Annotated in this window: 22 protein-coding genes and 1 tRNA gene; 8 read left to right on the top strand and 15 right to left on the bottom strand. The window is 72.4% G+C overall.

Going from position 1 to position 26848, the window contains the following annotated elements; translation table 11 throughout:
* Window positions 1–9: 9 nt before the first annotated feature.
* Window positions 10–1533, top strand: coding sequence for an MFS transporter (locus ACFYVJ_RS12395; protein ID WP_388889622.1), 1524 nt, complete (start codon window positions 10–12; stop codon window positions 1531–1533).
* Here the strand turns inward: ACFYVJ_RS12395 and ACFYVJ_RS12390 are convergent.
* The gene (locus ACFYVJ_RS12390; protein WP_388889619.1) at window positions 1512–2336 is read right to left on the bottom strand and encodes an endo alpha-1,4 polygalactosaminidase; all 825 of its coding nucleotides are present in this window, start codon (window positions 2334–2336) and stop codon (window positions 1512–1514) included. The genes ACFYVJ_RS12395 and ACFYVJ_RS12390 overlap by 22 nt on opposite strands.
* A gap of 136 nt (window positions 2337–2472) precedes the next feature.
* Here ACFYVJ_RS12390 and ACFYVJ_RS12385 point away from each other — a divergent pair, with 136 nt between their 5' ends.
* Window positions 2473–3507, top strand: coding sequence for a LacI family DNA-binding transcriptional regulator (locus ACFYVJ_RS12385; RefSeq protein WP_388889616.1), 1035 nt, complete (start codon window positions 2473–2475; stop codon window positions 3505–3507).
* Between the two features lie 83 nt (window positions 3508–3590).
* On the opposite strand, the gene ACFYVJ_RS12380 is transcribed toward ACFYVJ_RS12385, so the two are convergent.
* Both ACFYVJ_RS12380 and ACFYVJ_RS12375 read right to left on the bottom strand, forming a co-directional pair.
* Window positions 3591–3977, bottom strand: a complete 387-nt coding sequence (locus tag ACFYVJ_RS12380) for a peptidase inhibitor family I36 protein (RefSeq protein ID WP_388889613.1) — start codon at window positions 3975–3977, stop codon at window positions 3591–3593.
* Window positions 3978–4092: 115 nt separating this feature from the next.
* A complete protein-coding gene (locus ACFYVJ_RS12375) occupies window positions 4093–5007 on the bottom strand; it encodes an aromatic prenyltransferase (RefSeq protein WP_388889611.1) in 915 nt (304 codons plus the stop codon).
* Between the two features lie 397 nt (window positions 5008–5404).
* On the opposite strand from ACFYVJ_RS12375, the gene ACFYVJ_RS12370 reads away from it, so the two are divergent.
* Window positions 5405–7414, top strand: coding sequence for a 4-hydroxy-3-methylbut-2-enyl diphosphate reductase (locus ACFYVJ_RS12370; protein ID WP_388889609.1), 2010 nt, complete (start codon window positions 5405–5407; stop codon window positions 7412–7414).
* Window positions 7415–7564: 150 nt separating this feature from the next.
* On the opposite strand, the gene ACFYVJ_RS12365 is transcribed toward ACFYVJ_RS12370, so the two are convergent.
* The 6 genes from ACFYVJ_RS12365 to ACFYVJ_RS12340 all read right to left on the bottom strand — a co-directional run bounded on the left by ACFYVJ_RS12365 (window position 7565) and on the right by ACFYVJ_RS12340 (window position 11930).
* Window positions 7565–8158, bottom strand: coding sequence for a hypothetical protein (locus tag ACFYVJ_RS12365; protein WP_388889607.1), 594 nt, complete (start codon window positions 8156–8158; stop codon window positions 7565–7567).
* Window positions 8159–8216: 58 nt separating this feature from the next.
* The gene (locus tag ACFYVJ_RS12360) at window positions 8217–8945 is read right to left on the bottom strand and encodes a hypothetical protein (RefSeq protein WP_388889604.1); all 729 of its coding nucleotides are present in this window, start codon (window positions 8943–8945) and stop codon (window positions 8217–8219) included.
* A gap of 27 nt (window positions 8946–8972) precedes the next feature.
* Window positions 8973–9698, bottom strand: a complete 726-nt coding sequence (locus tag ACFYVJ_RS12355; protein ID WP_388889602.1) for a hypothetical protein — start codon at window positions 9696–9698, stop codon at window positions 8973–8975.
* Window positions 9699–9838: 140 nt separating this feature from the next.
* Window positions 9839–10357 carry a DinB family protein gene (locus tag ACFYVJ_RS12350; protein WP_388889599.1) on the bottom strand — a complete coding sequence of 173 codons (519 nt, stop codon included), beginning with the start codon at window positions 10355–10357 and terminating at the stop codon, window positions 9839–9841.
* 55 nt (window positions 10358–10412) lie between these two features.
* Entirely contained in the window at window positions 10413–11090 is a 678-nt protein-coding gene (locus ACFYVJ_RS12345; RefSeq protein ID WP_388889597.1) for a class I SAM-dependent methyltransferase, read from the bottom strand.
* A 45-nt stretch (window positions 11091–11135) separates the two neighbouring features.
* On the bottom strand, window positions 11136–11930 hold the full coding sequence (locus ACFYVJ_RS12340; RefSeq protein WP_388889593.1) for an SAM-dependent methyltransferase: 795 nt from the start codon (window positions 11928–11930) through the stop codon (window positions 11136–11138).
* Between the two features lie 114 nt (window positions 11931–12044).
* Here ACFYVJ_RS12340 and ACFYVJ_RS12335 point away from each other — a divergent pair, with 114 nt between their 5' ends.
* From ACFYVJ_RS12335 to ACFYVJ_RS12325, 3 genes are all read left to right on the top strand, one after another.
* Window positions 12045–13397, top strand: a complete 1353-nt coding sequence (locus ACFYVJ_RS12335; protein ID WP_388889590.1) for a cytochrome P450 — start codon at window positions 12045–12047, stop codon at window positions 13395–13397.
* A gap of 533 nt (window positions 13398–13930) precedes the next feature.
* Window positions 13931–15196: a hypothetical protein gene (locus ACFYVJ_RS12330; protein WP_388889587.1), complete on the top strand. Its 1266-nt coding sequence runs from the start codon at window positions 13931–13933 to the stop codon at window positions 15194–15196.
* 10 nt (window positions 15197–15206) lie between these two features.
* Complete coding sequence (locus ACFYVJ_RS12325; protein ID WP_388889585.1) at window positions 15207–15791, top strand: GNAT family N-acetyltransferase; 585 nt, start codon at window positions 15207–15209, stop codon at window positions 15789–15791.
* 27 nt (window positions 15792–15818) lie between these two features.
* On the opposite strand, the gene ACFYVJ_RS12320 is transcribed toward ACFYVJ_RS12325, so the two are convergent.
* The 3 genes from ACFYVJ_RS12320 to ACFYVJ_RS12310 form a co-directional block, all read right to left on the bottom strand.
* Window positions 15819–15891, bottom strand: a tRNA-Glu gene (locus tag ACFYVJ_RS12320).
* A 144-nt stretch (window positions 15892–16035) separates the two neighbouring features.
* Window positions 16036–17442, bottom strand: coding sequence for a GntP family permease (locus ACFYVJ_RS12315; protein ID WP_388889582.1), 1407 nt, complete (start codon window positions 17440–17442; stop codon window positions 16036–16038).
* Window positions 17443–17604: 162 nt separating this feature from the next.
* On the bottom strand, window positions 17605–18174 hold the full coding sequence (locus tag ACFYVJ_RS12310; protein WP_388889579.1) for a gluconokinase: 570 nt from the start codon (window positions 18172–18174) through the stop codon (window positions 17605–17607).
* Window positions 18175–18269: 95 nt separating this feature from the next.
* Here ACFYVJ_RS12310 and ACFYVJ_RS12305 point away from each other — a divergent pair, with 95 nt between their 5' ends.
* A complete protein-coding gene (locus ACFYVJ_RS12305) occupies window positions 18270–19046 on the top strand; it encodes a FadR/GntR family transcriptional regulator (RefSeq protein WP_388889577.1) in 777 nt (258 codons plus the stop codon).
* A gap of 162 nt (window positions 19047–19208) precedes the next feature.
* Here ACFYVJ_RS12305 and ACFYVJ_RS12300 read toward each other — a convergent pair whose 3' ends face one another.
* Window positions 19209–21383: an MMPL family transporter gene (locus ACFYVJ_RS12300; protein WP_388889574.1), complete on the bottom strand. Its 2175-nt coding sequence runs from the start codon at window positions 21381–21383 to the stop codon at window positions 19209–19211.
* Between the two features lie 155 nt (window positions 21384–21538).
* On the opposite strand from ACFYVJ_RS12300, the gene sigJ reads away from it, so the two are divergent.
* Window positions 21539–22477, top strand: coding sequence for an RNA polymerase sigma factor SigJ (gene sigJ, locus ACFYVJ_RS12295; RefSeq protein WP_388889571.1), 939 nt, complete (start codon window positions 21539–21541; stop codon window positions 22475–22477).
* A 55-nt stretch (window positions 22478–22532) separates the two neighbouring features.
* Here the strand turns inward: sigJ and ACFYVJ_RS12290 are convergent, their stop codons facing one another.
* Together ACFYVJ_RS12290 and ACFYVJ_RS12285 are read right to left on the bottom strand one after the other, a co-directional pair.
* Complete coding sequence (locus ACFYVJ_RS12290; protein WP_388889569.1) at window positions 22533–23963, bottom strand: M20/M25/M40 family metallo-hydrolase; 1431 nt, start codon at window positions 23961–23963, stop codon at window positions 22533–22535.
* Between the two features lie 409 nt (window positions 23964–24372).
* Entirely contained in the window at window positions 24373–26412 is a 2040-nt protein-coding gene (locus ACFYVJ_RS12285; protein WP_388889912.1) for a glycoside hydrolase family 6 protein, read from the bottom strand.
* Window positions 26413–26848: the final 436 nt, after the last annotated feature.

Here is a 26848-nt window from a genome sequence, read left to right as displayed (position 1 = left end):
TAGAGAAGGATGGATCCCGTGCCGGATGAGACGCACGCGCGCGCCGGGGGCCGGCGCCGCTGGTGGACCCTGCTGGCCGTCAGCACGGCCCAGTTGCTCGTCGTGCTGGACAGCACGATCGTGAACATCGCCCTGCCCTCCGCCCAGCAGTCGCTCGGCATGACCGACGCCAACCGCCAGTGGGCCGTCACCGCGTACGCCCTCGCCTTCGGCGGCCTGCTGCTGATCGGCGGCCGGGTCAGCGGACTCCTCGGCCACCGCCGCGCGTTCGCCGCGGGACTCGTCGGCTTCGCCGCCGCCTCCGCCCTCGGCGGGGCCGCGACGGGGCCCGGGATGCTGTTCGGCGCCCGCGCGCTCCAGGGCGTCTTCGCCGCGCTCCTCGCGCCCGCGGGTCTCTCGCTGCTGACCACGACGTACACGGAGACACGCGAACGCGGGCGCGCCTTCGGGGTGTTCGCCGCGGTCGGCGCGGCGGGTGCGGCGGTCGGCCTGATCGCGGGCGGGCTGCTGACGCAGTACGCGGGCTGGCGCTGGTGCCTGTACGTCAACGTGCCCGTGGCACTCCTCGCCGCCCTCGGCACCGCGTTCGTGCCGCACGCCCCGCCGCTGCGCGCCACGGGCCGGCTCGACGTGCCGGGCGCGCTGCTCAGCACCGCCGGCTTCGCCGCCGTCGTCTACGCCTTCAGCGAGGCCGAACCGCACGGCTGGGGCGACCCGAAGGTGCTCGCGCTGCTCGGCGCCGGGGTGCTGCTGCTGGCGGCGTTCGCCGCCGTCGAACTGCGGGCGCCGCACCCGCTGCTGCCGATGCGGGTACTCCTGCACCGGGCGCGGGGCGGGGCGTTCGCGGCGATCACGCTGATGTTCGTCGCGATGTTCGGCTTCTACCTGTTCATGAGCTACTACACGCAGACGGTCCTCGGCTACTCGCCGGTGGAGTCGGGGCTCACGCTCATCGTGAACGCCGCCGCCGCGCTCGCCGGCTCCATGCTCGTCGCGGGGCGGCTGCACGGGCGGGTCGCGCCCGCGGCGCTGATCGTGCCGGGGCTGGTCGCGGCGGCGCTCGGCATGCTGATCCTCACCCGGCTGACGGCGGACACCTCGGCGGTGCTGGGGGCGTACCTCGTACCGGCGCTGGTGCTCACCGGCCTCGGCCTCGGCTGCGTCATGCCGCCGACGGCGGCGCTGGCCACCGCGCACATGCGCCCGCACGAGATCGGCGCGGCCTCGGCGGCGTACAACGCGTCCCAGCAGTTGGGCGCCGCGCTGGGCACGGCGCTGCTCAACACCCTGGCCGCGAGCGCCGCCGCCGCGCACCTCGCGTCGGCGGCCGGCACCACGGCGACGGCGGCCACGGTGCACGGCTACACGACGGCGCTGGCGGTGGGGGCGGCCGTGCTGCTGGCCGCGGCGTGCCTGACGTCACTGCTCGCGACGCCGCGCCCGGAGCGGGAGCCGGAGCCCGCGGCGGAGGCCGAGTCCGCCTACGCCAAGGAGCCCGAGGCGGCCGGCGCTCAGCAGGTCTCGCGGACGTAGTCCGCGGCGCCCTCGGGAGAGACCGCGCGGTCGCGGCGGACGATGCTCAGGCGGTCGGCCCACTGCCCGCAGGCCGCCGCGAGCCCGCCCGGCGTGTACTCGACGACCAGCACCCGGTCGTCGAACGCCGCGGCGTAGGCGGCGCACTCGTCGTACTCGCCGCACTCCTCCGCGACCGCGAAGTCCAGCCCGGTACGCGCCCGGTCGGGGGCCAGCTCCGCGGTGTTCTTCTGCGCGACGGCCAGCCCGCGGTCGTGGGCGCGGCCGGCGAGGAGCGCGGCGTACGCGCGGGCGTGGCCGGCCGTCAGCAGGCGCGGGAAGCGGGTGTACGTGTCCAGGTTGTCGGGCTCGACGGCCTGGTAGCCGCGCTCGGCGCAGCCGTCGATCCAGCGGCCGACCTTTGCCGCGATGCGCTCGCGCTTGCCCGCGGTGCGCAGGTCGAGCACGGCCTCGCCCCAGTCCTCGTCGTAGACGACCTCGCCTGCCGCGTCGCGCAGCAGCAGGTCGGGGTCCCACCGGTCCTCGGCGCCTGGCTGGGCCTGGAAGGCGTTGACGTAGCAGACGTTGTACGCGCCGGGGGCCGGGTCGTCGCCGCGGTCCCGGACGACGACCTCCACGCCGGGGGGCGGGTCGTACGCGCCGCCGATCTGGTAGTCGACCCCGGCGCCCGGCGGGGGCAGCGCGGGCTCCCGCGCCCCGCCGCCGTCCCGGGGGGCGACGACCAGGGTCACGAGCAGGGCGGCGGGCACGACGGCGGCGCCGGCGAGGGCCGCGGCGGCACGGCGGGTGCGTACACGGGTCACCCCGCCACTATCGCGCGCACGCGAACGGCCAGGGCGGGCGCCCTGCCGCCACCGCCGGGGCGCCTCCTTAGAATTGCCGGGTTCGCGGCCCCGACTGCCCGCGGACACCGGGGTGGAGCGGGCGGAGGGAACGGGCATGTCCCAGCAGCGACCGGGCGACGCCGGGGCGCCGACGATGCGTGACGTCGCCAACCGCGCCGGGGTCAGCACCATGACGGTCTCGCGGGTGCTGAAGGACGACGCGCGGGTCAGCGAGGAGACCCGGCGGCGCGTCCTGGCCGCCGTCGACGCCCTCGGCTACCGGCTCAACGCGACCGCGCGCAGCCTGCGTCTCGGCGGCAGCGGCATGATCGGGCTGATCGTCACCAACCTCGCCAACCCCTTCTACTCGCGGCTCGCGCTCGGCGTCCAGGAAGTCGCCTCGCAGCACGGGCTGAGCATGCTGCTCAGCAACACGGGCGAGCAACTGGACCGCGAGCGCGGGCTGGTGGAGGACCTGGCGTCGCGGCAGGTCGCGGGCATGATCGTGGTCCCGGCGGGCGGCAGCCACAGCCATCTCACGCCCGCCGCGCTGCGGGACATGCCGGTGGTGCTGGCCTCCCGGCCACCGTCCGGCATGGAGGCGGACTGCGTCCTCGTCGACGACTTCGGCGGCGCCCGTGACGCCACCGCCCGGCTGCTCGCCGCGGGCCACCGCCGGATCGGCTTCCTCGGCAACCCGCCGGCCATCCACACCGGCACCGAGCGCTACCGCGGCTACCGCGCCGCCCACGAGGCGGCCGGCCTGGAGCCCGGCGACGGGCTGGTCCGGCGCGGGCTGACGGACGTGGCGACGGCGGAGCGGGAGGCGCGGGGGCTGCTGGCGCCGGGCGGCGCGCCGGGCTCCGGCACCGCGCCCACGGCGCTCTTCTGCACCAACAACCGCCTCACCCAGGGCGCCATCCGCGCGGTCCGCTCCCTCGACCTGCCGGTGGCGCTCGCCGGGTTCGACGACTTCGACCTCGCCGACGTCCTCGGGATGCCGCTGACCATCGTGTCGTACGACGCGGACGAGATGGGCCGGCAGGCCGCGCGGCTCCTCATCGACCGCATCAACGGCGGCCCCGCCGCCTCCTGGCCGCCGCGGCGCACGGTCCTGCCCACGCACGTCATCCGCTACGGGCCGGACTGAACCGGCGCGCGCCACCGCGCCGGTCGGGTTCCCGGCGCGGGGCGTGCGGGGCTTGCGGCGCGTACTGCGCGTACGGGCGTCCGTCAGCAGGACATGCCGTTCGGCTCGTCGATCTCGACCGAGCTGAAGAAGTCCTGGAACGAGGAGAAGAAGTTGCCCTTGCCGCCCGGGCTGGTGACCGCCATGCAGCCGGTGTAGTCGGCGTCGGACCAGAGGTTGATCCAGTGACCCGTCCGGTTCCAGTCCGACTTGGCGCGGTCGTCCATGCCGACCGCCGCCAGGTTCGGGGTGTCGTCCTGGAGGGCGACCATGTCGCCGGTGCCGTCCGGGCCGGAGAAGAGGCAGTAGTGCTCGGCCGGACAGCGGTCGTAGCCGTCGGCCATCGCCTGGGCGGACGCGCCCGGGGCGGCCAGCAGGGCGGCGGCGGCCGCGGCGGCGGTGACGAGGGCGGCGTGGAGCTTCTTGGTCATCTCTCTCCTCGGTGGGGGGCAGAACCCGAACACCCCGCCGCCCACGAGCGACCCGGGGCGGCGGGGGAGCATGCGGGAGCGGCGGCACATGCCGCCGCCCGGTTCTCGGAGTGTCTCAGTCCAGAGCCTCGAACGCCTTGACCAGCTTCCGCTGGTAGTCCGTGATCTGGTAGTACGACCCGAGCTTGTAGTACTCCTCCTTGGGCGTCAACGTGAGCCCGTAGACGAGGGTGCGGTTCTCGCCCGCGTAGGCGTAGGGGGCGCTGTTCGCGTACGTCGAGAACTGCGTGACCTCGGGCTCCGACTTGGTCGGGGCCAGGGTCGGGTCGGAGCTGATGACGGCGTAGCAGAGGCGGTCGATGACGTCGGTGTCATAGCCCAGCGTCGGGTACACCGCGAACGATCCGCTGGCGAACTCCTGCCCCATCCCGGTCGGCTCGACCAGGCCCATCTCGGCGGCCAGCGCCTTCACCTGCGCCGGCTGGAGATAATCCGTGTTCAACTCGCTGAAGTACAGGTTCACCTGCCTCTTCGGGTAATCCACGGAAACCATCTGGACCTTGTCGAGCCCGTAATTCGCGAAGAGCTTGGCGTTCGCCCGCGCACTCGCCGGCATCGACGGCACGTCGAGCAGATCGGCCAGCGGCTGCGGCTCGTTGGTCGGGAACGAGGCGTACGTCTTCTTGAATCCGGTGCTGACCATTCCGTCGATGGCGTACATACCGAGCGGGAATCCCTCGCGCAGTTCCGCGAGGAGATTGTCGACGGGGTGGCCGGTCTTCTCGGTAAGGCCGCGCTGCAGCGCCGTGGTGAACGGGTCGCCGTGGTCCGTGGGTACCGAGATACTGAAGTCGAGTTCCGTCGCCCGGCGGCCGCCCGCCATCGAGAAGACGACGACGGCGTCCGCCAGCGCGTCCTGGTACGCGGTCAGGACCGGCCGGACCTTTTCCCTTGCGACGGGCACACCCAGGAGGCCGGCCGCTTCCTCCATGGCGGAATAGACACGTTCGACGTCGTTAGCCCCGGACATGGAATCCTCCGCTTGTCGATCACAAGTGACTACGTGGGGGGCCTGGTCGGACTGGGTGGAGCCGGGTCGGCACATCGGCATTCATCGGAGGGTGTCCCCAGACCGTGGCCGCCGCCTGCTGCTCACTCCCCCGATTTTCGCCGAGCCTACGGGCCCGGACTGTGAATCCGCTTGGCGTCCACTTGGCGTCGGGTTCGGCCGGCGGCGGGTGGCCGGCACTATGCGCCGCACCCGCCGTGTCCGGTTGGCCCAAGTCGGCACCAACTCAGCCCCCAGTGCCGCACAAGGCATCTACCAGATGCTGACGGCACCATGGCCGGAACGGGGATTTCCCGGCGACGGACGGGACCCATCCGCGTCGACCTCGAAGATGTAGGAAGAATACCGAGAGGCGAACATGCCAACTCCCCGAGGCAGGGTCCTCCTGGCCGAGCCCCGAGGCTTCTGCGCCGGTGTCGACAGGGCAATAGAGATCGTGGAGCGTGCGCTGGACATTCACGGCGCACCGGTGTACGTGCGCAAACAGATCGTGCACAACGAGCATGTGGTACGTGAACTCGAGGAGCGCGGCGCGATCTTCGTCGACTCCGAGAACGAGGTGCCGGAGGGCGCGGTCTGCATCTTCTCCGCGCACGGCGTCTCCCCGCAGGTGCGCAGCAACGCTGCGGACCGGCAGTTGAACGTGATCGACGCGACCTGCCCGCTGGTGTCGAAAGTGCACCAGGAGGCGCGGCGGTTCGCGCGGGACGAGCGGACGCTGCTGCTGATCGGCCACGCGGACCACGAGGAGATCGAGGGCACGTACGGCGAGGCGCCGGACCGTACGCTGATCGTGGAGGACGCGGACGAGGCGCGGCGGATCGAGCTGCCCGAGGGCACGCGGTCGGCGTTCCTCACCCAGACGACGCTGTCGGTGGACGACACGTCGGAGATCGTCGACATCCTGCGGGAGCGCTTCCCCGGGATCGTGGGCGCGGGCAGCGAGGACATCTGCTACGCGAGCCAGAACCGGCAGAACGCCGTCAAGGCCATCGCGGCGGAGAGCGACTTCGTGCTGGTCGTCGGCTCGGAGAACTCCAGCAACAGCGTACGGATGGTCGAGGTGGCCGAGACCGCGGGCACCCCGGCGAGGCTGCTCCCGTCCGTCGACTCGCTCGACCCGGCCTGGCTGGAGGGCGCGGAGACGGTCGGCGTCAGCTCGGGCGCCAGCGCGCCGGAGGTGCTGGTCGAGCAGGTGATGGCACGGCTCGCGGAAATGGGCTACGGGGAGGTCGATGCGGTCGTGACCGCGCAGGAGAACGTGGTGTTCCGGCCGCCGGCGGGCCTGACGCGCCCGACGGACGGGAAGGACGGGGCGGAGCCCGCCGCGGACCCGGGCGTGGCCACGAAACGGCTCCTCACCCGGGTCTCCTCCCGGATCGAGGACCTGCTGGCGGCGGAGCGCAAGACGTGGGACGACGTCGACGCCCGGATGACCCGGCCGATCGACGCGATCGCCCACCTCGTCGCGGCGGGCGGCAAGCGGCTGCGGCCGACGTTCTGCATCAGCGGCTACCTGGCCGCCGGCGGCGAACTCGACGGCTCGCAGGCCGAGGACGCGGTCGTCTCGGCGGGTGCCGCACTGGAACTGCTGCACGCCTTCGCCCTGATCCACGACGACGTGATGGACAACGCCCCGACCCGCCGCGGCCGGCCCACCGTCCACATGAAGCACGCCGCCGTGCACGCGGAGCAGGGCTGGGCCGGCGAGCCCCGCCGCTACGGCGACGGCACGGCGATCATCGCGGGCGACCTGGCGTACGGCTACGCCCACACGGCCGTGGAGGCGCTGTCGGGCCCGGCGCGCCGGGTGTGGAACCACCTCGGCACCGAGATGATCTTCGGTCAGCAGCTCGACATGTCGCTGGCCGCGGAACTCGTCCCGGACCCGGCCCTGGCGCGCTACGTCGCCGTCTGCAAGTCGGGCCAGTACACGATCCACCGGCCGCTGGCCCTGGGCGCGACCATCGCCGGCCGCGGCGACCTGGACGACGCCTTCGAGGCGTACGGCGTGGCGGCCGGCGAGGCGTTCCAGCTCCGCGACGACCTCCTCGACGCCTTCGGCGACCCGGAGGTCACGGGCAAGCCGGCGGGCCTCGACATCCGCCAGCACAAGATGAACCTGCTGCTCGCGCTGGCGGCGACGAAGGACGCGGAGGTGGCCCGCCTGGTCGCGGACGGCGGCGACTGGGACGCGGACCGCCTGCACGACGCGCTGCGGGCGTCGGGGATGCGGGAGGAAGTGGAACAGCGCATCGAGGACCTGGTGGCGACGGCCCACAAGGCGCTGGAGAACGCCCCGCTGGCACCGGGCTGGCGGGAGCGGCTGAAGGAGATGGCCGTCAAGGTCGCCTACCGCGAGACCTGATCGCCGACGGCCGGCGGCTGACGACTGGCGCCGCACCGCGCGGACCTTCGTCCGCCGCCCGCCGTCCGCCGGACGTGCGCGGACACCGCGCCCTCGCCCCCGGGTCGGTCGGGGACGAATGCGCGGTGTCGGTACGTCCGGCGGGGCGGGCTACTCGCCCGGGAGGTGCCCGGTGAAGGTGGTCTGGAAGAACGCGTTCTTGGCGAAGTGCTCCAGATAGCGGGGGTCGCTCACTTCGAGCGTGAAGAAGGCGGACGTCCCCTCGCGCTCGTCGGGGTCGGCGTCGGCCGGATCCTCGTCGTCCTCCTCGATCTTCCAGGAGACGATGATCTCTTGGGTACGGCGGGCGAACGCGCCCGGCTCCGGCGTGAGGCAGATGTAGCGGACACCGTCCGAGGAGCCCCGCCCGCCGTACGGATCGATGCGGTCCTTGTAGAACTCCTCCGCCTTCACGCGGGGTATCCGCACCTCGGTGGAGCCGTCCTCCAGCAGATAGCCGTCCTCGTCCATCCACGCCTTGGGGCCGAAGTACAGCTCGAAGAGCTCCTTGAACTCGGCCTCGGTCTCGGCCGATACCGGCCCGGCCCCGAAGTCGCCGCCCTCGCCCCAGGCGTCCATGATGAGCTGGAGCCCGAACGCGGGCCCCTGGTCGAACCCGTAGTTGTCGGGATCGCGGTACTGCACGGTGCCGGAGAGGGTCGTTCCCCTGGTCGCCTCGGTGAAGACGTCGAAGATCATGGTCATGCGGCAGGAGCCTAGCGACGGGGACTGACATCGGCTCGCACACCCCGCAAGCGGCGGGTCATCGTGCCCATCGCGGGCAGAACTCCACGTGCAGTTGCTCCCAGTCGCGGCAGTTCCGCGGATCCAGGTCCCAGTCGTAGACGGGCCGGCAGACGTGGTAGTTGCAGGCACCGGGAATGTAGAGACGGGTCCCCGCCGCCTCGGGCGGTCCGTACTTCGTGACGGCGAATATCTCCTTGGCCCCCTCCCGGAAGGCCGCGGCACCGCCCGTCAGCAACAGCGTCTCGGCGTAGAGGTCCTTGCGGAGGACGTACGTGCCCGCCGCCTTCGGGTCGTCGGGAAGCGGGCAGTGGGCATCGAGGCCGGGTAGGTCCCGCTCCGGCATGCGCGCCGTGTGCACCTCCCGGGCGGCGCCGCCCGCGCGGAGCTGCTCCCGTACGCGCTTCCAGCGCGAAGGGCGTATCGGCGCGGTGCGGGGTGCCAGCACCAGGTCGAGCGGCCGCGCGCCGTCGTCGCCGATACCGGGCACCGCCCGGGTCGTACGCATCGGCAGATAGACCAGCGAGTGCGGCGACCGGGCCGCGAGCAGCCACAGGGTGCCGATGCGCCTGCCGTCCGTCCGGTCGACGTACATCTCGTAGTGGGGCCGGTTCTTGTAGAGCGCCCCGTTCTTCAGCGGCTCGGCCGGCCGGATCACGCGGTACTCCTTACCCGCCACCCGCACCTGCTGGACGACGATCCGCACCCGCAGGCCGTCGCGGGTCAGGTGGGCCCGTGATCCCGTCATGCCGCTCCCTCCGGCCCTCCGCCCGGGTCAGCACACATGGCCGGTCATGGTCGTCTCCCAGCGCATGCCGGGCGCCATGTGCTCCAGGTAGCCCGCGTCGCTGACCGTCAGCACGATGTCGGCGTACGGAAGTTCGGCAAGGGTGTGGTCGCCGAACAGATCCCACACGTCGTAGTCGTCCAGGTCGGCCGGGCCGTCCGGCTCCGCGGGGTCCCGGGGCTCGTCCGGATCCCGCACCGCGGCCACCTCGCTCAGCAGCGGAACGTTCCGGTAGGGGCTGATGTCGTACGAGGTCACGATGGCGGCGGCGCGGCGGGAGAACTCCTCGGCGTCGCCGGAGGTGAACACCGAACAGCCGGGACGGCTGCCCCCGCTCAGCTTGTACACCTCTTCGGCTTTGCGCCTGGGTTCGAGGACGGTCCTGCCGTCGTCGGCGAGCAGGTACCCGTCCTTCGTGACCCGTATCTCCTTGCCGAGGATGAGTGCGAAGAGATCCGGGAACTCGTCCTTCAGCCGCATCCCCGCGGCGATGTCCCTGCCCCGCTCCTCGGTGAAGGGGTACCGCTCCCCGTCCTCGCCGTCCTCGTTGCGCAGATACCCGTTGTCCAGCTTCGCCCAGGCGTCGGCCAGGAGGGACAGCGGGAAGACGCTCTCCTCCGGGACGAAGGGCACGTCGGGATTGACGATGTGCACCCTCCCGCGGAGCGTGCGGTCTTCGACGGAGTCGACGGACACGGTGAAGATCGTGGTCACGTGGGGGCGCCCCTTCAGACGGAGAACGGTGGTCACATTCGACCACCGGCCGGCGGGAGGCGGCTCCGCGAATGCGGCTTGCCCCGGTTCGTCGCGGTGGTGAGGCGGTGAGGCGGTGCGGCGCGGCGGTGCGTGCCGCGTCAGTAGTAGCCCTTGGTGCCGTCGATGAGTTCGCGGACGATGTCCGCGTGGCCCGCGTGCCGTCCGGTCTCCTCGATGAGGTGGATGAGGATCCAGCGGAGGTTGGCGTGGTTCCGGGGGAAGTCGGGGTGGCGGGCGACGTCGTCGAGGGAGGCGGCGGCGATGATCTCGTCGCTACGGGCGCACTGGGCCTCGTAGTCCGCGAGGACCTGCGCAAGGGTGACACCCTCGGTGAACCAGTCGGCGTCCTCCTCGGCGGACTCGTCGAAAGCCGGGTTCCGCGAGCTGTCCCCGCCGAGGAAGAGGACGTCGAGCCAGGTGTGCTCGGTCCAGCGCATGTGGACGATGAGCCCGGCCATGGTCATCAGCGGCGACGTAGGGACGACGGAACGGTGCGCGTCCGCCTCGCTCAGTCCTTCGCACTTCCAGCGCAGGATGCGGCGCTGGAGTTCGAGCCAGCCGGTGAGCGAGGTGTGCTCGCCGGCGAGGAGGGGAGGGCGTTCGAAGACATGAGACATGGTTGCGGACGCTATCGCGCGAGGTCATGGGGTGTCGCCGGGTTTTCCGCGGGTCCTACGCCTCCGGCTTCTTCGCCATGACCACCACACCCGGCCCGGTCTGCCCGTCGCCCGGCAGCCGCAGCTCCGCGACCGGCCGCAGCCCCGCAGCCTCGATCAGGCCCACGAAGTCCTCCGGCCGCCACCTGTGGGTCGTCCAGCGCACGCCCTCCCTGCCGTACGCCTCCGTCCGGAGCAGATCCCCCTCCCCCACGTGCGTCCCGGTGAGGAAGTGCCCGCCCGGCTTCAGCGCCCGCGCGAACAGACCGAGCACCTGCGGCAGCACGTCCCGCGGGAGGTTGAACAGCGACCACCACCCGAGCACGCCCGCCAGCGACCCGTCGGCGAGTTCGAGATCGGTGGCGGAGGAGACGCTGAATCGGCACTGCGGGTGCAGCCGGCGGGCGTTCTCGATCATGCCGGGCGAGAGGTCCACGCCGGAGGCGTCAAGACCGCGTTCGGCAAGGTACGCGGTCACCTGGCCAGGTCCGCAGCCGACGTCGAGGACGGGGCCCGAGTCGCCCACGGTGTCGGCGAACACGTCGACCGCGGCCTTGAGCCAGGGGTACCGGCGGATGTCGCCCATGCCCGTCGTCTGCATCAAGTGGACGTAGTCGTCGGCCACATGGTCATAGGACGAGCGGACGGTGTCGAGGTCTGCGGGGCGGTCGATACGGGGGGTGTCAGCGCGCATCCCGCCAAGGTAGGCCAGGGGTCTGACAGCGGCGCTCGGCCCCCGTCAGTCCTTGCGGCCCACGCCCGCGTAGATGCCGATCTCCCGGTACCGCTCGGGCGGCGGCATGTCCGGGCGCCAGAACGGGACCTGCACCAGGCCGGGTTCGGCCAGGGCGAAGCCGTCGAAGAACGGCTCGATCTCCGCGTACGTACGCAGGTTGAGGCCCGCGGTGGCCTTGTTGTAGACGGCCTGCGCGTCGGTGCGGTCGGCGAAGTCGCCGGTGGCGTGCGAGAGCACCAGGAAGCTGCCGGACGGCAGCGCGTCGCGCAGGGTGGCGACGACCTCCCGGGGCCGGTCCTCGCCGGTGAGGAAGTGGAGGACGGCCACCAGGAACACCGCGACCGGCCGGTCGAAGTCGATGACCCGGCGGACGTCGGGGTGGTCCAGGATGGACCGCACGTCGCGGACGTCGGCCTGCACGATGCTCGTCGCGCCGGCCTTGCTGAGCAGCGCGTCGGCGTGGGCGCGGACGATGGGGTCGTTGTCGACGTACACGACGCGCGTGTCCGGCGCGGTCTCCTGGGCGGTCTCGTGCACGTTCGGGGCGGTGGGCAGGCCCGTACCGATGTCGAGGATCTGGCGGATGCCGCCGGCGACGACGTGGCGGACGGCGCGCTGGAGGAACGCCCGGTTGGCGCGCAACCCGATCCGCGCCTCGGGGGCGGCGGCGACGAGTTGTTCGCCGGCCTGGCGGTCGACCTCGTAGTTGTCCTTGCCGCCCAGCAGGTAGTCGTAGATCCGCGCGGGATGCGGTCTGCTGACGTCGATCTCCTCGAAACGGAAGCCCTCCGTTGTCACACTGCGCTCCTCTCGACGTCCGCCACATTAGTACGGCAATACGCCCCCGGTTCGGCCTCCTGCCCCGTCGTCGCCTACGTGGAACCATGTGCCCCACCGACGAGAGGGAATGCCATGCCGGACCACGGCATCGAACGGATCCCCGGCCCGGCCGCCGCGAGCGAGAGCGAGGGCGTCAAGGCGATCGCGGCGGCGGGCGGGCTGCACACCTATCAACTGAAGCTGCACGCCGAGTACGGCCCGCTGGTGCGGTTCCCCTTACCGGGCGCCGACATGGCGGTATCGGTGGCCGACCCCGTACTGCTGGAGGCCACCGCGGAGATCGACAAGCGGCCGGAGAAGCTCTTCGCGTTCCTGCAGCCCCTCCAGGAGTCGGGCAACCTGCAGACGCTCCCGGCCGCCGAACACGGGCCGTGGCGGCGCGTGATGCTGGAGGTACTGGCCGGACGGCCCGCGCACGAGGCGCACTTCGCGCAGTTCGCGGCGCTGACGACGGCGATGGCCGACCGCTGGGCGGAGCGGGCGGCGCACGGGCCCGTAGAGCTGCAGAAGGACCTCAGCAGGCTGTCGCTGCAGATGGTCTGCGAGTTCGCGCTGGGCAGCGGCCTGGCGTCGGAGGAGTCCGCGGGGCGCGTCGTCTCGGCGTTCGAGGACCTGCTCACCGACTACCTGGCGCGGCTCTACCAGGTGGACGCGGCAGGCCCCGCGGAGGAACGCCGCGCCCGCTCGGACCGGGCCCTGGCCTCCCTGCGTACGACGGTCGACGAAGTGCTCGCGGCGCACCGGGAGCGGGACACCGCCGCGGCGGCGGACCACAGCGACATGATCGCGGCCCTGGTCGCGGCGGGCGAGTCGCCCGCGCGGATACGCGACACGGTACTGATGACGATGATGGCCGCCCAGCACACGACGGGAGTCGCCATCTCCTGGGCGCTCTACCTGCTGTCCCAGCACCCCGAGGCGGCAGCCCGCACGGCGGAGGAACTGGACCGGGTCCTCGGCCCCCGCCCCACGCCCACCTACGCGGACCTGAAACGGCTCACCTACCTGGACACGGTCCTCCGCGAGTCGATGCGCCTGTACCCACCCGGCCCGTACGGCGCCCGCGAAACCACCGCCGAACTCCGCCTGGGCGACTACACCCTGCCCGCGGGCACGACGATCTTCTACCCCTTCTGGGCCGTCCACATGAACCCGGACCACTGGCCGGACCCGACCCGCTTCGACCCGGACCGCTTCACCCCGCAAGCCTCCGCGGCCCGCCACCGCCTCGCCTACATCCCCTTCGGCATCGGCCCACGGAGCTGCGAGGGCGCCGCCCTCGCCCTCGTCGAGGCGAAGCTGGTCCTGGCCACCCTGCTGAAGCGCTTCCACCTGCAACTGGCCCCGGACCAGACGGTCACGCCGATCGAACGCTTCGTACTCTGGGCCGCCGAAGACATCCGCATGACCCTCACCCCCCGCTGACCGTTGGCCTTCAGTGGGGGTGTCTGCGAAGGAGAACGTTGCCATCGCTGACGGCCGACATATCCCCCGACGCACGGGCCGCTGCGCGAGCGGCGGCCAGTTCGGCGCACCGCCCGCACCCGGGGACCGGGGTGGCGTCGGGGATGGGCCATGTACCCGGCAGGTGGACTGGATCGCTCATAGAGATGCGGTCCCCGGAGGCAGACACGGTCACCGCTCCCCACGGCAGCGGCGGCAGCGGCACGGCGGCATGCTGATGCTGAACAGAGGCGGCTCGCAGTCGCGTGCGTAGAAGCGCCTTTCCGGCTCCCAGGTTCTGCCGTTGTCGTGGGAGACGCGCAGCGTCATCAGGGGGCGTTCAGGCGCCGACGGCGCCTCGTGCTTGACGGCCATGGGCCCAGGTAATCGCCGCATGCGGCTGCGCGGTGGACACAGGGGCGGACCCCGGGCCGGACTTTCACGTTCGTAGCGGACGTTCACCGGGAACGTCCGCTACTACGGTGTGGTGCCAGCAGCACGGCCAGGGGCGCTATATGACTGACCAGACGGACTTTCAACAGGCGTGTGCGGAACGGGGCTGGGCGACGCCCGGCCGCTTCTTACGGGTGTTCGCGGAGACCGCCGCTCTGATCGGGGAGCCGGTGACGATCACAGACCGGCAACTGCGCCGGTGGCGGAAGCCCCACCCCCCGCGCCCGAGATCCCGTGCCTGGCGGGTGCTCCACGCGATGTTCGGTATCAGCCCTCTCGTACTGGGCTTCCCCGGTCCGGAGCCGACCGACGCGGCGGACACCGCAGCCGGGGGGCACAGCCGGGCGGCGGGGGTCGCCCGCCGCGGCTTCGTCGCCGACACCCTCGGCGCTGCGGCCGGGCTTGCGCTCGTCACCTCCACTTCCGACGCCGTAGGCACCGCTCACATGGAAGAGCTACGCGAAGGTCTGCGGTCGCTGTACGCCCTCGATGACGCCTACGGCGGCGAGGACGTACGTTCGCTCGCGGCCCGGCACCTTCGCCGCATCCGCCGTGTGATCAACACCGGCAGTTATCCAGTCAGCATCGGCCGCCAACTCGAACTGCTCGGCGGTGAAACCGCCGAACAATGCGCCTGGCTCTCCTACGACGCCGACGACCAGGAGTCGGCCCGCCACTACTGGGGCGAGGCGCTGACCACCGCCACCATGCTCCGGGACGCGTCGCTGGAGGTGCTGGTGCTGGCGTCCCTGTCCATGCAGGCCACTTACGAGGAACGTCCCCGGGACGGCTACAACCTCGCCCGCGCGGCGCGGCAGCGCGCCGAAGGCATGGCATCGCCGGTGCTGTTGTCCCTCATCGCTGCGCGAGAAGCCCGCGCGCTGGCGGTGATGCGCGACGGCCGGGCCGCCCGGCAAGGGCTCTCGCAGGCAATGCGCTTGGTCGAACGCGCCGACCGGGGCCGACCGCCGCCGGAGTGGGCAGCCTTCCACGGCCCGGCCGAGCTGGAGTACGCACACGGCCTCATGTACGCCGACGAGGACCGGCACACGGCCGCGGTGCCGTTCCTGCGCGCCGCCCTGGCCCACCAGGACCGGGCGTACGGCCGCAACCGGGCACTGTACCGACTCACGCTCGCCCGCGGCCTCATCAAAACCCGCGAGGTCGACGAAGGTGCCGCGGAGGCCATGGGTGCGCTCGAGCAACTGGCAGAGGTCGAGTCCCAGCGGGTGAACCGCCGCGTCGTGGAAGTGCGGAACCTCCTCGATGCGGCCGATACAGCCGTCGCCCGCGAGACATCCGAGGCGCTGGCCGCATATGTCCGGTGAGGAGGGCCGCATGGCTGAGGTGACGGTGCAGTGCTACGACGGGGCCGCGGCGGCGGAGAAGCTCGGGAGCTTCCTGCCCGCGTACCGGGAGGTCTACGTCGAGCCGCCGTACCGCGAGGGCCCCGAGGACGTCGCCGACTTCACCGGGCTGTTCGCCGTCCAGGCCGGGCGGCCCGGCTTCCGGGTGGTGCTGGCCGTCGACGGCGGCGAGGAGGTCGTCGGCTTCGCCTACGGCTTCCGCCTGCCGCCGGACACCGGTTGGTGGCGCAACCTCCTTCGGCCCCCGTCGGCCGACTTCACCGCCGAGGACGGGCAGCGCACCTTCGCCGTGATCGAGCTGGCCGTGCGCAAGCCCTGGCGGCGACAGGGGGTCGCCCGCCGGCTGCATGCCGCGCTCCTCGACGGGCTGGCGGTGGAGCGGGTGACGCTCACCGTGCGGCCGGAGCCCGAGGCGGCGCCGGCGCGGGCCGCGTACGAGTCGTGGGGCTACCGGAAGCTCGGCACATCGCAGCCCGGTGCCTGCGCCCCCGTGTACGAGGCCATGGTTCTGCGACTGCGGCCACGTGCTGCCGACGGCAAGGCCCCGACCACGTAGCTGCTGGTCAGGGCCTTGGTGTGTGGGTGCCCCCAACGGGATTCGAACCCGTGCTACCGCCTTGAAAGGGCGGCGTCCTGGGCCACTAGACGATGAGGGCCGACGGCCCGCCGGGGCGCTGGCTGAGCTGCGCTCGGGGGCTCCAGCAGGATATGGGATGGCGGGGGAGATCGCCAAAACGATTCCTGCCCAGCCCTCGCGCGCGGCCGGCGGGCCGTCGCGGGGACCCCGGCGGGCGCCGGGGTCAGGCGATGATGAAGAGGAGCGAGGCGAGGCCGAAGGCCGAGAGGCCGATCGTCGTCTCCATCACCGTCCAGGTCTTCAGCGTGGTCTTCACGTCCATGTTGAAGAACTTGCCCACCAGCCAGAACCCCGAGTCGTTCACATGGCTGGCCGTGACCGACCCCGCCGCCGTGGCCAGCACGATCGCCGCGAGCTGCACCGCGTTGTAGTCCGCGTCCAGCACCACCGGCTGGATCAGTCCCGCGGCCGTCGTCAGGGCGACCGTCGCGGAGCCCTGGGCGATGCGGAGTGCGGTGGCGACGACGTACGCGACGACGATGACCGGCAGGCCGAGGTCGCTCATCGCGTCGGCGAGGGCGTCGCCGATGCCGCTGGCGCGCAGGACGCCGCCGAACATGCCGCCGGCGCCGGTGATGAGGATGATCGCGCAGACCGGGCCGAGCGCCGAGTCGACGAGCTTCTCGATCATCTCCAGGCCCTTGCCGCGGCGCGTCCCCAGGACGTACGACGCGACGAAGACCGTCAGCAGCAGCGCCACCGGCGTCGAGCCGAGGGCGCGGGCGACGTTGTACCAGGACTCCGTGTCCTCCACCCAGCCCGCGGCGCGGGCGGTGTCCAGGCCGGTGTTGGTGAAGATCAGCGCCAGCGGGAGCATGAGCAGGCCGATGACGGTGGCCGCGCTCGGCGGGTCGGTGTCCTTGTCCTCCTGCGGGCCGCCGGTGAGGATGTCCGGCACCTGGAGGACGATCTTCTCGCCGATCCACAGGCCGTAGAGGTAGCTGGTGACGTACCAGATCGGGATGGCCATGACCACGCCGATCGCCACGACCAGGCCCACGTCCGCGCCCAGCAGCTCGGTGGCGGCGACCGGGCCGGGGTGCGGGGGCACGAAGACGTGCATGACGGAGAACGCGCCGGCGGCGGGCAGCCCGTAGCGCAGGACGCCGCCGCCGAGGCGGCGGGCGACGGTGAAGACGATCGGCAGCATCACGACGAGGCCGGCGTCGAAGAAGATCGGGAAGCCGAAGATCAGCGACGCGACGCCGAGCGCGAACGGGGCGCGGTCCTCGCCGAACTTCCGGATCATGGCGTCCGCGAGGCTCTGCGCGCCGCCGCTGACCTCCACCAGCCGGCCCAGCATCGCGCCGAGGCCGACCAGTAGCGCGACGCTGCCGAGCGTCGTGCCGAAGCCGTCGGTCGCCACGGGGATCACCTGGGCGGCCGGGATGCCGGCGGCGAAGGCGGTGAGGATGCTGATGGTGACCAGCGCGAGGAAGGCGTGCACGCGCAGGTAGATCACCAGGAACAGGAGCACGGCCACGGCCGCGCCGGCTATCGCGAGCAGCGGGCCCGCGGACATCGTCTGGGTCCAGTCTTCGACCTCTTGGGACAGATGCACCGTCGTCATCGGAAAAGCTCCATCGCTTCTCGGGTACGGGGACGGGGTTGCGGTCGGGGTTGAGGGGACGGGTCGGTCGGCCGGGGTCGGGGGGATCGGCCGGGGTTGGTGGTCGAGCGGGTCGGGGAGAGTCGAGCGGGTCGAGCAGGGAGGTGCGTTGCGAGGGCGGCGTCAGCGGTGCTGTGGGAGCCGTGGCAGGTCCAGGCGGCGTAGCGCCTCCTCCGCCACCTCCTCCGGCGTCCCCCCGATGTCCACCGCCACCCCGTCCTCGTCCCCCGTCAGCGGTTCCAGGTCCGCCAACTGCGAATCCAGCAGCGCCGGCGGCATGAAGTGGCCCGATCTGCCGCCCAGTCGGCGGGCGAGGGTGTCGTGGTCGCCGTGCAGGTGGACGAAGCGGACGCGGGGGCCGGCCTCGCGCAGGATGTCGCGGTAGGCGCGCTTGAGTGCGGAGCAGGTGACGATCGCGTTCTCGCCCGCGTCCGCCCACCCCGCCAGCCACGCCGCGATCGCCCGCAGCCACGGTTCGCGGTCGGCGTCGGTGAGGGGGGTGCCGGCGCGCATCTTCTCGATGTTCGTACGGGGGTGGAAGTCGTCGGCCTCCGCGAGCGCCCAGCCGAGCCGGTCGGCGAGGAGCCGGCCGACGGTGGTCTTGCCGGCGCCGGAGACACCCATGACCACGAGCCCGGTGTGGGTGCCCGGGGTGGTCGGGGTGGCCGGCCCGGGCGTGGAAGGCGGGGACATGAAGAACCTCCCTGGAATGGTGTTACCAATCGCGGGGAAAGGTAGCACCAATGCGCGAGAACGGGGAAGAGCCCTGCCCGGGATACTCTTCAGCGGTGGAGCTACGGGGCGTTGGCCATGGGAAGCGGGAGAACAGGGCGTCCCCGCCGCCCCCCGCCACCGACGCCGCCGTCCTGCACAGCTCCGTCCTCGACACCATCGGCGAGGAGATCACCGGCGACGCCCTCCCCGAGGGCCACGTGCTCACCCTGGAGCAGATCCGCGAGCGCTTCGGCGTCTCCCGCACCGTCGCCCGCGAGACCATGCGGATCCTGGAGTCGATGGGCCTGGTCCGCTCCCGCCGCCGGGTCGGCATCACCGTCCAGCCCCGCGCCTCGTGGAACGTCTACGACCCCCGCGTCATCTGGTGGCGCCTCTCCGGGCCCGGGCGCAACGCCCAGCTCCGCTCGCTGACCGAACTCCGCATCGCCGTCGAGCCGCTCGCCGCCGGTGCCGCCGCCCGCAGCGCCTCCGCCGCGGAGCGCGAGCGGGCCACCGAGATCGCCGCCACCCTCCGCACCCTCGGCGAGGCCGGCGACCTCGACCGGTTCCTGGAGGCGGACATCGCCTTCCACACCCTGCTGCTCCAGGCCAGCGGCAACGAGATGTTCGGCGCGCTCGCCGACGTCGTCGCCGTCGTCCTCCAGGGCCGTACCCAGCTCGGCCTCATGCCCCACCACCCCGAGCCCGCGGCCCTCGACCTGCACGAGGCCGTCGCCGACGCGGTCGCGGGCGGCCGGCCGCGGGACGCGGAGACCGGGATGCGGGAGCTGCTGGCGGAGGTGCGGCACGCGATGCTGCCGCTGTGGGAGCCGAGTACGCGCAAGGGGTGAGCGGGCGCGGGTCGCGTACGGGCACGTCGCGCTCGCCGATCCGCTCACCGATGACGCGCGGCTGCGTCCCGCGCGCCCGTCCCCGTACGGCAAAGGGCCCCGCCCGTCGTCCTTCGACGACCGGCGGGGCCCTCGGCTTCCGGCTCTCCGAGCCGGAAACCGTCAGTGCTTCTCCAGCTCCACCTTCGGCAGGATCTTCGCGAGCGGCGCCGGCAGCCACCAGGCACGCTTGCCCATCAGCTCCATCGCCGCGGGCACGATCATGCATCGGATGATGACCGCGTCGACGAAGATCGCCACCGCGAAGGCCAAGCCCGACTGTTGCAGCATCCGTGTCGGGCTGAGGATGAAGGCCGCGAAGATCACGATCATGATCGAGCCCGCCGCCGTGATCACCGAGCCGGTGTGGGCCAGACCCTCCCGTACGGCGCGTGAGGGGTCGCCGTCCTTGGAGTTGACCCATTCCTCGTGCATCCGGGAGATCAGGAAGATCTCGTAGTCCATCGAGAGGCCGAAGACGATCGCGAAGATCATCACCGGCACGTACGCCTCGATCGGTCCGCCCTCGAAGCCGAACCGCCCGTCCTGGAAGACCAGCTTCATCACGCCCAGCGCGGCGCCGATGCTGAGGAGGTTCAGGAAGGCGGCCTTCAGCGGGATGAGAATCGACCGGAACACCGCCATCAGCAGGATGATCGCGAGCCCCACCACGATGATCATGAACAGTGGCATCCGGTCGGCGAGCTTGCCGGCGTAGTCCTCGGACGCGGCCGTGCCTCCGCCGACGAGGTACTCCGCGCCGTTGTCCGCCGTCAGCCCCGGCAGCACGTCGTCGCGCAGGGTGCCGACCAGTTCCGTGGTCTCCTCGTCCTGCGGCGAGGTGACGGGGTAGACGAGGACCGTCGCGGCCTCGCCGTCCGGCGTGGGCATCGGCGGCGCGGTGGCCGCGACGCCTTCGGTCTCGCCCAGCGTCTGCGCCGCCGCGGTGGCGGCCTCTTCCGCGCTGCCGTCGCCGCCGTCGGTCACGACCAGCAGCGGGCCGTTGAACCCGGGGCCGAAGCCGTCGGAGAGCAGGTCGTACGCCTGCCGGCTGGTGGAGTCGCTCGGGTCGTTGCCCGCGTCGTTGAAGCCGAGGCGGATGCTCAGCGCCGGGAAGGCGAGGGCGCCGAGGAGCACCGCCGCCGTCAGCAGGGCGGCGAGCGGGCGCTTCTGCACCGCCGTCGCGAGCTTCCGCCAGCGCTCGCCGTCGTGGGACTTGCCCTTGGCCTTGCGCTTCTCGGCCCGCGCGAGGAACTGGCGGGCGAAGCGCTTGCCGAAGATGCTGAGCAGCGCGGGCAGCAGCGTCAGCGAGGCGATCATCGTCATCAGCACGGTCAGTGCCACCGACAGCGCCATGCCCTGGATCGAGCCGAGCCCGAGGGCGGTGAGGCCGAGCAGCGCCAGCAGGACGGTGCAGCCGGCGAAGAACACCGACCGGCCCGCGGAGTCCATGGCCGTGATGGTGGCCCGTTCCGGCTCCACGCCCTTCACGAGTTCGGTCCGGTAGCGCGCGAAGATCAGCAGCGCGTAGTCGATGCCGACGCCGAGGCCGACGAGGAACATGACCGGTGGCGTCCAGGACGCGATGGTGAACAGGTGCGACGCCAGGATGATGACGCCGACCGTCGAGCCGACCGCGAAGAGGGCGATCACGATGGGCAGGCCGGCCGCGATGAAGGTGCCGAACATCAGCACCAGGATGACCAGCGCGGCCACGAGGCCCACCATCTCGCCGACGCCGGTCTCGCCCTCCGCCAGCGCCCGGACGGCTTCACCGCCCAGCTCGACCTGGAGCCCCTCGCCCTCGATCTCCTGCGCGGCGTCGAGGATGCTCTCGGTGTCCTCCACCGGCATGTCCACCGACGGCACCTCGAGCTGCACGGTGGCGTAGCCGATCGTGCCGTCCTCGGAGATGGCGTTCGGGTTCTCGTAGACACTCTGGACGCCGCCGACGTTGGGCAGCTTGGCGACCTCGGCGAGCATCGGGTCGACCCGCTGCTGCACCTGGGCGAGCCCGCCCTCGTCGTGCAGGACGATGTCGATGGTGTCCCCGGCGCGCTCCGCGCCGTGGTCCGCCAGCAGGTCGGCGGCGGCCTGCGCCTCGGTGCCGGGGAGGGACATGTCGTCCTTGTAGGTGTCGCCCACGGCGGTGGCCACGCCGTACACGCCGAACAGGACCACCACCCACAGGATCACGGCGACCCATTTACGTCGGTAGGCGAAACCCCCGACCCGGACGAACACCCCCTTTTGCAGGGGCGGTTCCGCGGTTTCTTCTCGATTATCGGTAATCGTCATGGTCTCTTCCCCGGAGGGTCGTCAAGCGTCCCCGGGGTGGCCCCGGGCTTCCGTAGCCTGTTGACGACGTAGCCCTTCGAGGTGTGACATGGACACTCGTCGGAACTGGGCCGTGTCACCATGTGACCGGCCCTTCGGCTGAACGGGACAGGGGAATGACGAATCGGGACGCGCAGGACGCCGCACCGCAGACCAAGCAGGGCGCCCCGCGGGACACGGAGGAAATGCTCGCACGGTCTTTCGAGGCCAACAGGCCGCGGCTGCTGCGTGTGGCGTACACGATGACCGGCTCCCTGGTGGAGGCCGAGGACTGCGTGCAGGAGGCGTGGCTGCGGCTGCGGCGGCTCGACGACCCCGGCTACGTGCGCGACCTGGGCGCCTGGCTGACCACGACCGTCAGCCGGCTGGCGCTGGACGCCCTGAGCAGCGCGCGGGCGCGGCGCGAGCAGTACGTGGGCACCTGGCTGCCCGAGCCGCTGGTCGCGGGCCGCTCCGACGACGACCCGGCCGACCGGGTGACGCTGGACGAGTCGGTGAGCATGGCGCTGCTGGTGGTGCTGGAGCGGCTGTCGCCCGCCGAGCGCACCGCCTTCGTGCTGCACGACGTCTTCAGCGTGCCGTTCCCCGAGATCGCCGAGGTCGTCGGCCGCTCGCCGGCGGCCGTACGGCAGTTGGCGTCGCGGGCGCGGCGGCAGGTGGAGGACGGCAGGCCGCGGACGCCGGCGACCCAGACGCAGCAGCGGGAGCTGGTGGCGGCGTTCACCGCGGCGTGCCAGGACGGCGACCTGCCGGGGCTGATCGCGCTGCTCGACCCGGACGTGGTGCTGCGCGGCGACGGCGGCGGCAAGGCCGTCACGCTGCAGCGCACCGAGCGCAAGTCGGGCCGGGTGGGCCAGATGATCGTCGCGTACGCGGACTTCGTGGGGCCGCTGGACATCCGCCCGATCGAGGTCAACGGCACGGCGGGGCTGGCGATGCGGGGCAAGGACGGGCACCTGTCGGTGCTGTCGTTCACGGTGGACGCGGGGCGGATCACGGCGATCGACATCATGCGCAACCCCGACAAGCTGGCGCGGGTGCCGGACCTGGACTGAGCGGGGGCCGCCGCGGCGGCCCCCGCAGCACACAGCACTCGGCATCCCGCCGCACTCAGCTCCGCGGGACCGGGAAGGCCACCGGGCTGCGCTGCCCCGCGCGGTTCACGGCCCGTACGCCGAAGAAGAGGTTGTCCTTCGACGCGCGCACGGTGTGCCGGGTCACGTCGCCGACCGGCTCCACGTCGGTCCACTCCGGCGCCGTCGTCTCCCGCCGCACCACCTCGTACCCGGCGAGGTCCGGCTCCGTGCCGCGGTCCCAGACCAGCTCCGTGTCGTTGGTCAGCGCGGAGGTGACGATGCCCACGCCCGTGGGCGTGCCCGGGGCCTGGGCGAGGGTCCAGACGGCGGCGAGGTTGACCCGCGCGACGCGCGCGATGTAGCCGAAGTCGCAGAACTCGGGCAGGTCGCCGTACTGCTTGCCGTCCTCCACGCGGACGTCCTGGTGCTGGTGCGCGTAGTCCTCGGCGGGCTCGGTGAAGCGGGCGGCGGGGAAGCGGCGTTCGAGGAACGGGATGTGGTCGCCGCCGCGGAGGTAGCGGTCGCGGCGGTAGATCACGCGGACGCCCATCCCGGTGGCGTCGTTGTCCGCCACGTCGCGTACGAACCGGGCGAGCTGCCGCGCCGGGGAGTCGTTCTCGCCGCCGACGGAGCGGCGGGTATTGGCCTCGGCGGGGGTCTCGGCGGTGGGGACGCCCTCGGCGAAGAGCCGTACGGTACGCGGGTCGCGGGTGCCGTCGTCGGCGGTGGAGCTGCCGACGATGTCGTTGGTGAACATGCCCTGGACCCGGGTGCCCCCGATCCTGAACTGCTCCGCCATGTGCGCCGCCCCGTACAGCCCCTGCTCCTCCCCCGCCACCGCGGCCAGCACGATCGTCGCGGCGGTGCGGCGGGTGGCCAGCACCCGGGCCAGCTCCATGGCGACGGCGACGCCGGAGGCGTCGTCGTCGGCGCCGGGGGCGTCGGAGGTGGCGTCCATGACGTCGCTGGCGCGGGAGTCGTAGTGGCCGGAGACGACGTAGACGCGGTCGGGGTCGGTGTCGCCGCGCAGGGTGGCGAGGACGTTGGTGATGCGGGTGGGGACGGGGATGCGGTTGGCGGGCTGCTGGACGTAGGACTGCAGCTCGACGGTCATCCGGCCGCCGGAGGCGGCGGCGTGCTGACGCATCCGGCGGTGGATCCAGTCGCGGGCGGCGCCGATGCCGCGGTCGGGGTCGTCCTGGGTGGAGAGGGTGTGCCGGGTGCCGAAGGCGGCGAGGCGGCGCACGTCGGCCTCGATCCGTCCCGCGTCCACCTCGGCGAGCAGGGCGCGGAGTTCACGTCCCGGCCGCTGGACGGTGGCGGGCGGGCGGCCGGAGCCCTCGCCCGCGGGCGCGGCGGGGCCGCTCGCGGCGGCCGGCCCCGCCGTGATCCCGGCGGCGGCGGTGGCGGCGGCACCGGCCGCCAGGACGGTCCTCCGGTTCGTACCTCGCGGTTGCGGCGACACGGGGTCTCCCCTCCGTAAAACTGGCAGTGGCCATGTCAATTACGGGCGCTGCCATGCTCGTTGACGCCGAGGCACCTGACAACCCCGCGAAGTGACACCGCGTCGCGACCGGGGAGGCGCCCGCGGGGCCGGGGCCGGCGCGGCGACAGGCGGAGAAGGGGCGGAGAGGCGGAGGCGGGGGGCCTGGGAGGAGACGGCGCTCCTGCGGCCCACCACAGCCCTGACACGGACGCCGGCGCGGCCTCCCCCGAGCCGTGCCCGACCTCCTGTTCCCGTCACCACCCGCAGCCCCCGGGCGGGAGCCGCCCCCGTACGAAGACGCCCCCACGCCGGTGGTGGGCCGGGTGGGGGCGTCGGGCCCGGACGGGTGGTCCGGGGTGGGCGGGCGGGGGAGGGTCCGCCCGGCCGGTCAGGGGGCGGTGCCCCAGGTGAGCGTGCCGGAGGTGTAGACCCCGACGCGCGGGTTGTCCGCGTAGCCGGTGTTCGTCGCGCGGCTGTAGTCGTCCGACTCGTTGAAGTTCGACCAGTCGCTCTTCGCCAGCCGCACCTGGATCTCGCCCGTCGACGCGCCCGGCGCCAGCGTGCCGGAGCCGAAGCCCACCTCCAGGTACCGGTCCGCGCCGGGTGCGGAGGAGCCGGACGCGCTCACGCCGTGCGTGACGCTCCCGCAGCCGACGACGGCCCAGTCGCACCAGGTGGCGAACGACGTCGCGCCGGAGTCGCCGCTGAACCAGTAGCGGACCTTGACCGTGGCCAGGTTCACCGGCGTGCTGCCGGTGTTGACGAGCTGGAGGCCCATCCGGATCTGGTTGTCGGTCGCGGCCGTGTCGGTGTTCTTGTACTGCGCCTTCACCGCGCCGCCACCGCCGCCGTCGCTGCCGGTGGTGGCGGTCACCGTGGACGTACGCGCCGAGGCGTTGCCCGCCGCGTCACGGGCGCGGACGGCGTAGGCGTACGACGTGCCCGCCCGCAGCCCGCTGTCCGTGAACGACGTGCCGGCCGTCGAGCCGACCTGCGTGCCGTCGCGGAAGACGTCGTACGCGGTGACGCCGACGTTGTCGCTCGACGCCGTCCAGGACAGGGAGGCGCTGGCGCCCGTGGTCCCGGTCACCCGGAGCCCGGTGGGCACGGTCGGCGCCTGGGTGTCGTCGCCGGGGCCCGGGCCGCCGTCGACCGGCGGGTAGGCGTTCGCGACGAGCTGGCGGAACTGCGCGGAGTACCAGTGGCCCGAGAGCGGCGAGTCTGCCAGGGCGCCGGTCGGGTTGTTGCCGTTGCGCGGGTTGCCCTCGTACGTGGGGTCGCACATCCGGTCGAAGCCTTTGCCCTCGTCGTTGTCGATCGCCCGGCTGGAGCCGTCCGACTCGCCCGGGGGCTTGGCCCAGACGTAGGCGTCGATCCCCGACTCGGGTGCGGCGACGGGCCGTTCGCCGAGGCCCGCGCCGGACTGGTTGCACCAGTTGCCGGCGTGGATGCGCCGGTCGACGCGGCCGCCGTTGACGAAGTCGTCCACGGAGGTGGTCGGCCCCGGCCCGGTGGGCCTGGCGGTGCCGCCCCAGCCGTTGCGGGAGGTGTCGATCAGCATGCCGATGCCCGGGTCGAAGCCGCCGCGGGAGACGAGCAGGCCGCGCAGCGCCTGGGCGAAGGACAGCTCGTCGACGTACTGGTTCCAGTCGACCCACTTCGCCTGCCGCACCGGGGTGCCGCCGACATTGCCGCCCACCTCGAAGTACGGCTCGTGCAGGGCGGAGTAGTTGGCCGTGTTGACGATGAAGCCGTGCACGTCACCGACGGTGGCGCCCTCGGAGGTGGCGGCCTTCTTGAACTCGTCCACGGCGGGCGCCAGGTTGGAGTCCCAGCCGAGCCAGCCGTGGTGGGCGGCGTCGACGTAGTTGTAGACGTTGGGGATGTCGGCCAGCGTGCTCAGCGCGTAGCCGACGCCCTTCTCGTAGTTGCCGAGCTGCTTCATCCGTACGCAGGCGTCCGTGGAGCCGTCCGTGCCGCCGGCGTTGGTGACCATGTTGGGCAGCGAGTCGGGCTCGATGAGCGTGACGATGCGCAGGCTCGCGTACTTGGGATCGGCCAGGATGTCGGCGATCGGGTCGATGTACTGGGACTTGTAGAGGTCGAGTTCCTCGGGCTTCAGCTCGCCGTTGGAGGCGAGCGCGGAGCAGTCGCGGCCCGGCAGGTTGTAGATGACGACCTGGAACAGGTCGGCGCCCTGGGTCAGCGCCTCGTCCAGGTGCCGTTCCAGGCCCCAGGCTTCGCCGACGCCGCCGATGGCGGCCCTGCGGTCCATCCAGACGAAGGTGGGCTCGTCGGCGACGGCGCCACCGCCGTCGGCCGTGGCCCTCGCGGACCACTGGGGGTTCACGTACGGGGTGGCGCCGGCGTACGGGTTGTCCACGCGGGCGGCCGCGCCTGCGGCGGGCGCCACGGTGCCGGTGAGCACCAGCGCGGCACCGACGGCGAGTGCGGCGAGGATCGCCGCGGGCCGCCAGGGTCTGCGTCGCGTACGGGCAGGGGTGCTGGTGCGTGGTCCGCCGCCACTTCGGCCGGGGCTGCTGCCACTGCTGCTTCTTCGCACTGTCATCGCGGCTCTCGTGCTCCTCTCGGATAGCGGGACCGGTGGCGGGACGCAGCGGGAAGGCTCTCCCGCCACCGGGGCTTTGCGTGCGTGCGCGGCACGTGGGGGAGTGCCCTCGGATCGACGTGCGGAGCACATGCGCGGCGCATGGCCTGCGCCGTCCGTGCAACGTGCGTACTGCGTGCAAGGCTTGAAGCTATGGGAGCGCTCCCACCGTCGGGCAAGCCCGCGGGGCTGTCAACCCCCTGTGCACGAACCCGTTGCCGGGCCCCCCGCCTCACCGGCGCGTTCCCCCGTACGG

Source organism: Streptomyces sp. NPDC004134 (genome assembly GCF_042874195.1).
Lineage (GTDB): Bacteria > Actinomycetota > Actinomycetes > Streptomycetales > Streptomycetaceae > Streptomyces.
Note: the sequence above shows the minus strand (reverse complement) of the source record. Positions and strands in the feature narration are given on the sequence as shown.

Excerpts from the sequence above, each read along its gene's own strand:
- ACFYVJ_RS12395 (WP_388889622.1), top strand. The coding sequence starts at position 10 with ATGGATCCCGTGCCGGATGAGACGCACGCGCGCGCCGGGGGCCGGCGC.
- ACFYVJ_RS12325 (WP_388889585.1), top strand. The coding sequence starts at position 15,207 with ATGGCTGAGGTGACGGTGCAGTGCTACGACGGGGCCGCGGCGGCGGAG.
- ACFYVJ_RS12365 (WP_388889607.1), bottom strand. The coding sequence starts at position 8,158 with ATGACCATGATCTTCGACGTCTTCACCGAGGCGACCAGGGGAACGACC.
- ACFYVJ_RS12370 (WP_388889609.1), top strand. The coding sequence starts at position 5,405 with ATGCCAACTCCCCGAGGCAGGGTCCTCCTGGCCGAGCCCCGAGGCTTC.
- ACFYVJ_RS12310 (WP_388889579.1), bottom strand. The coding sequence starts at position 18,174 with ATGTCCCCGCCTTCCACGCCCGGGCCGGCCACCCCGACCACCCCGGGC.
- ACFYVJ_RS12350 (WP_388889599.1), bottom strand. The coding sequence starts at position 10,357 with ATGTCTCATGTCTTCGAACGCCCTCCCCTCCTCGCCGGCGAGCACACC.
- ACFYVJ_RS12385 (WP_388889616.1), top strand. The coding sequence starts at position 2,473 with ATGTCCCAGCAGCGACCGGGCGACGCCGGGGCGCCGACGATGCGTGAC.
- ACFYVJ_RS12335 (WP_388889590.1), top strand. The coding sequence starts at position 12,045 with ATGCCGGACCACGGCATCGAACGGATCCCCGGCCCGGCCGCCGCGAGC.
- ACFYVJ_RS12345 (WP_388889597.1), bottom strand. The coding sequence starts at position 11,090 with ATGCGCGCTGACACCCCCCGTATCGACCGCCCCGCAGACCTCGACACC.
- ACFYVJ_RS12380 (WP_388889613.1), bottom strand. The coding sequence starts at position 3,977 with ATGACCAAGAAGCTCCACGCCGCCCTCGTCACCGCCGCCGCGGCCGCC.
- ACFYVJ_RS12375 (WP_388889611.1), bottom strand. The coding sequence starts at position 5,007 with ATGTCCGGGGCTAACGACGTCGAACGTGTCTATTCCGCCATGGAGGAA.
- sigJ (WP_388889571.1), top strand. The coding sequence starts at position 21,539 with ATGACGAATCGGGACGCGCAGGACGCCGCACCGCAGACCAAGCAGGGC.
- ACFYVJ_RS12330 (WP_388889587.1), top strand. The coding sequence starts at position 13,931 with ATGACTGACCAGACGGACTTTCAACAGGCGTGTGCGGAACGGGGCTGG.
- ACFYVJ_RS12315 (WP_388889582.1), bottom strand. The coding sequence starts at position 17,442 with ATGACGACGGTGCATCTGTCCCAAGAGGTCGAAGACTGGACCCAGACG.
- ACFYVJ_RS12360 (WP_388889604.1), bottom strand. The coding sequence starts at position 8,945 with ATGACGGGATCACGGGCCCACCTGACCCGCGACGGCCTGCGGGTGCGG.
- ACFYVJ_RS12300 (WP_388889574.1), bottom strand. The coding sequence starts at position 21,383 with ATGACGATTACCGATAATCGAGAAGAAACCGCGGAACCGCCCCTGCAA.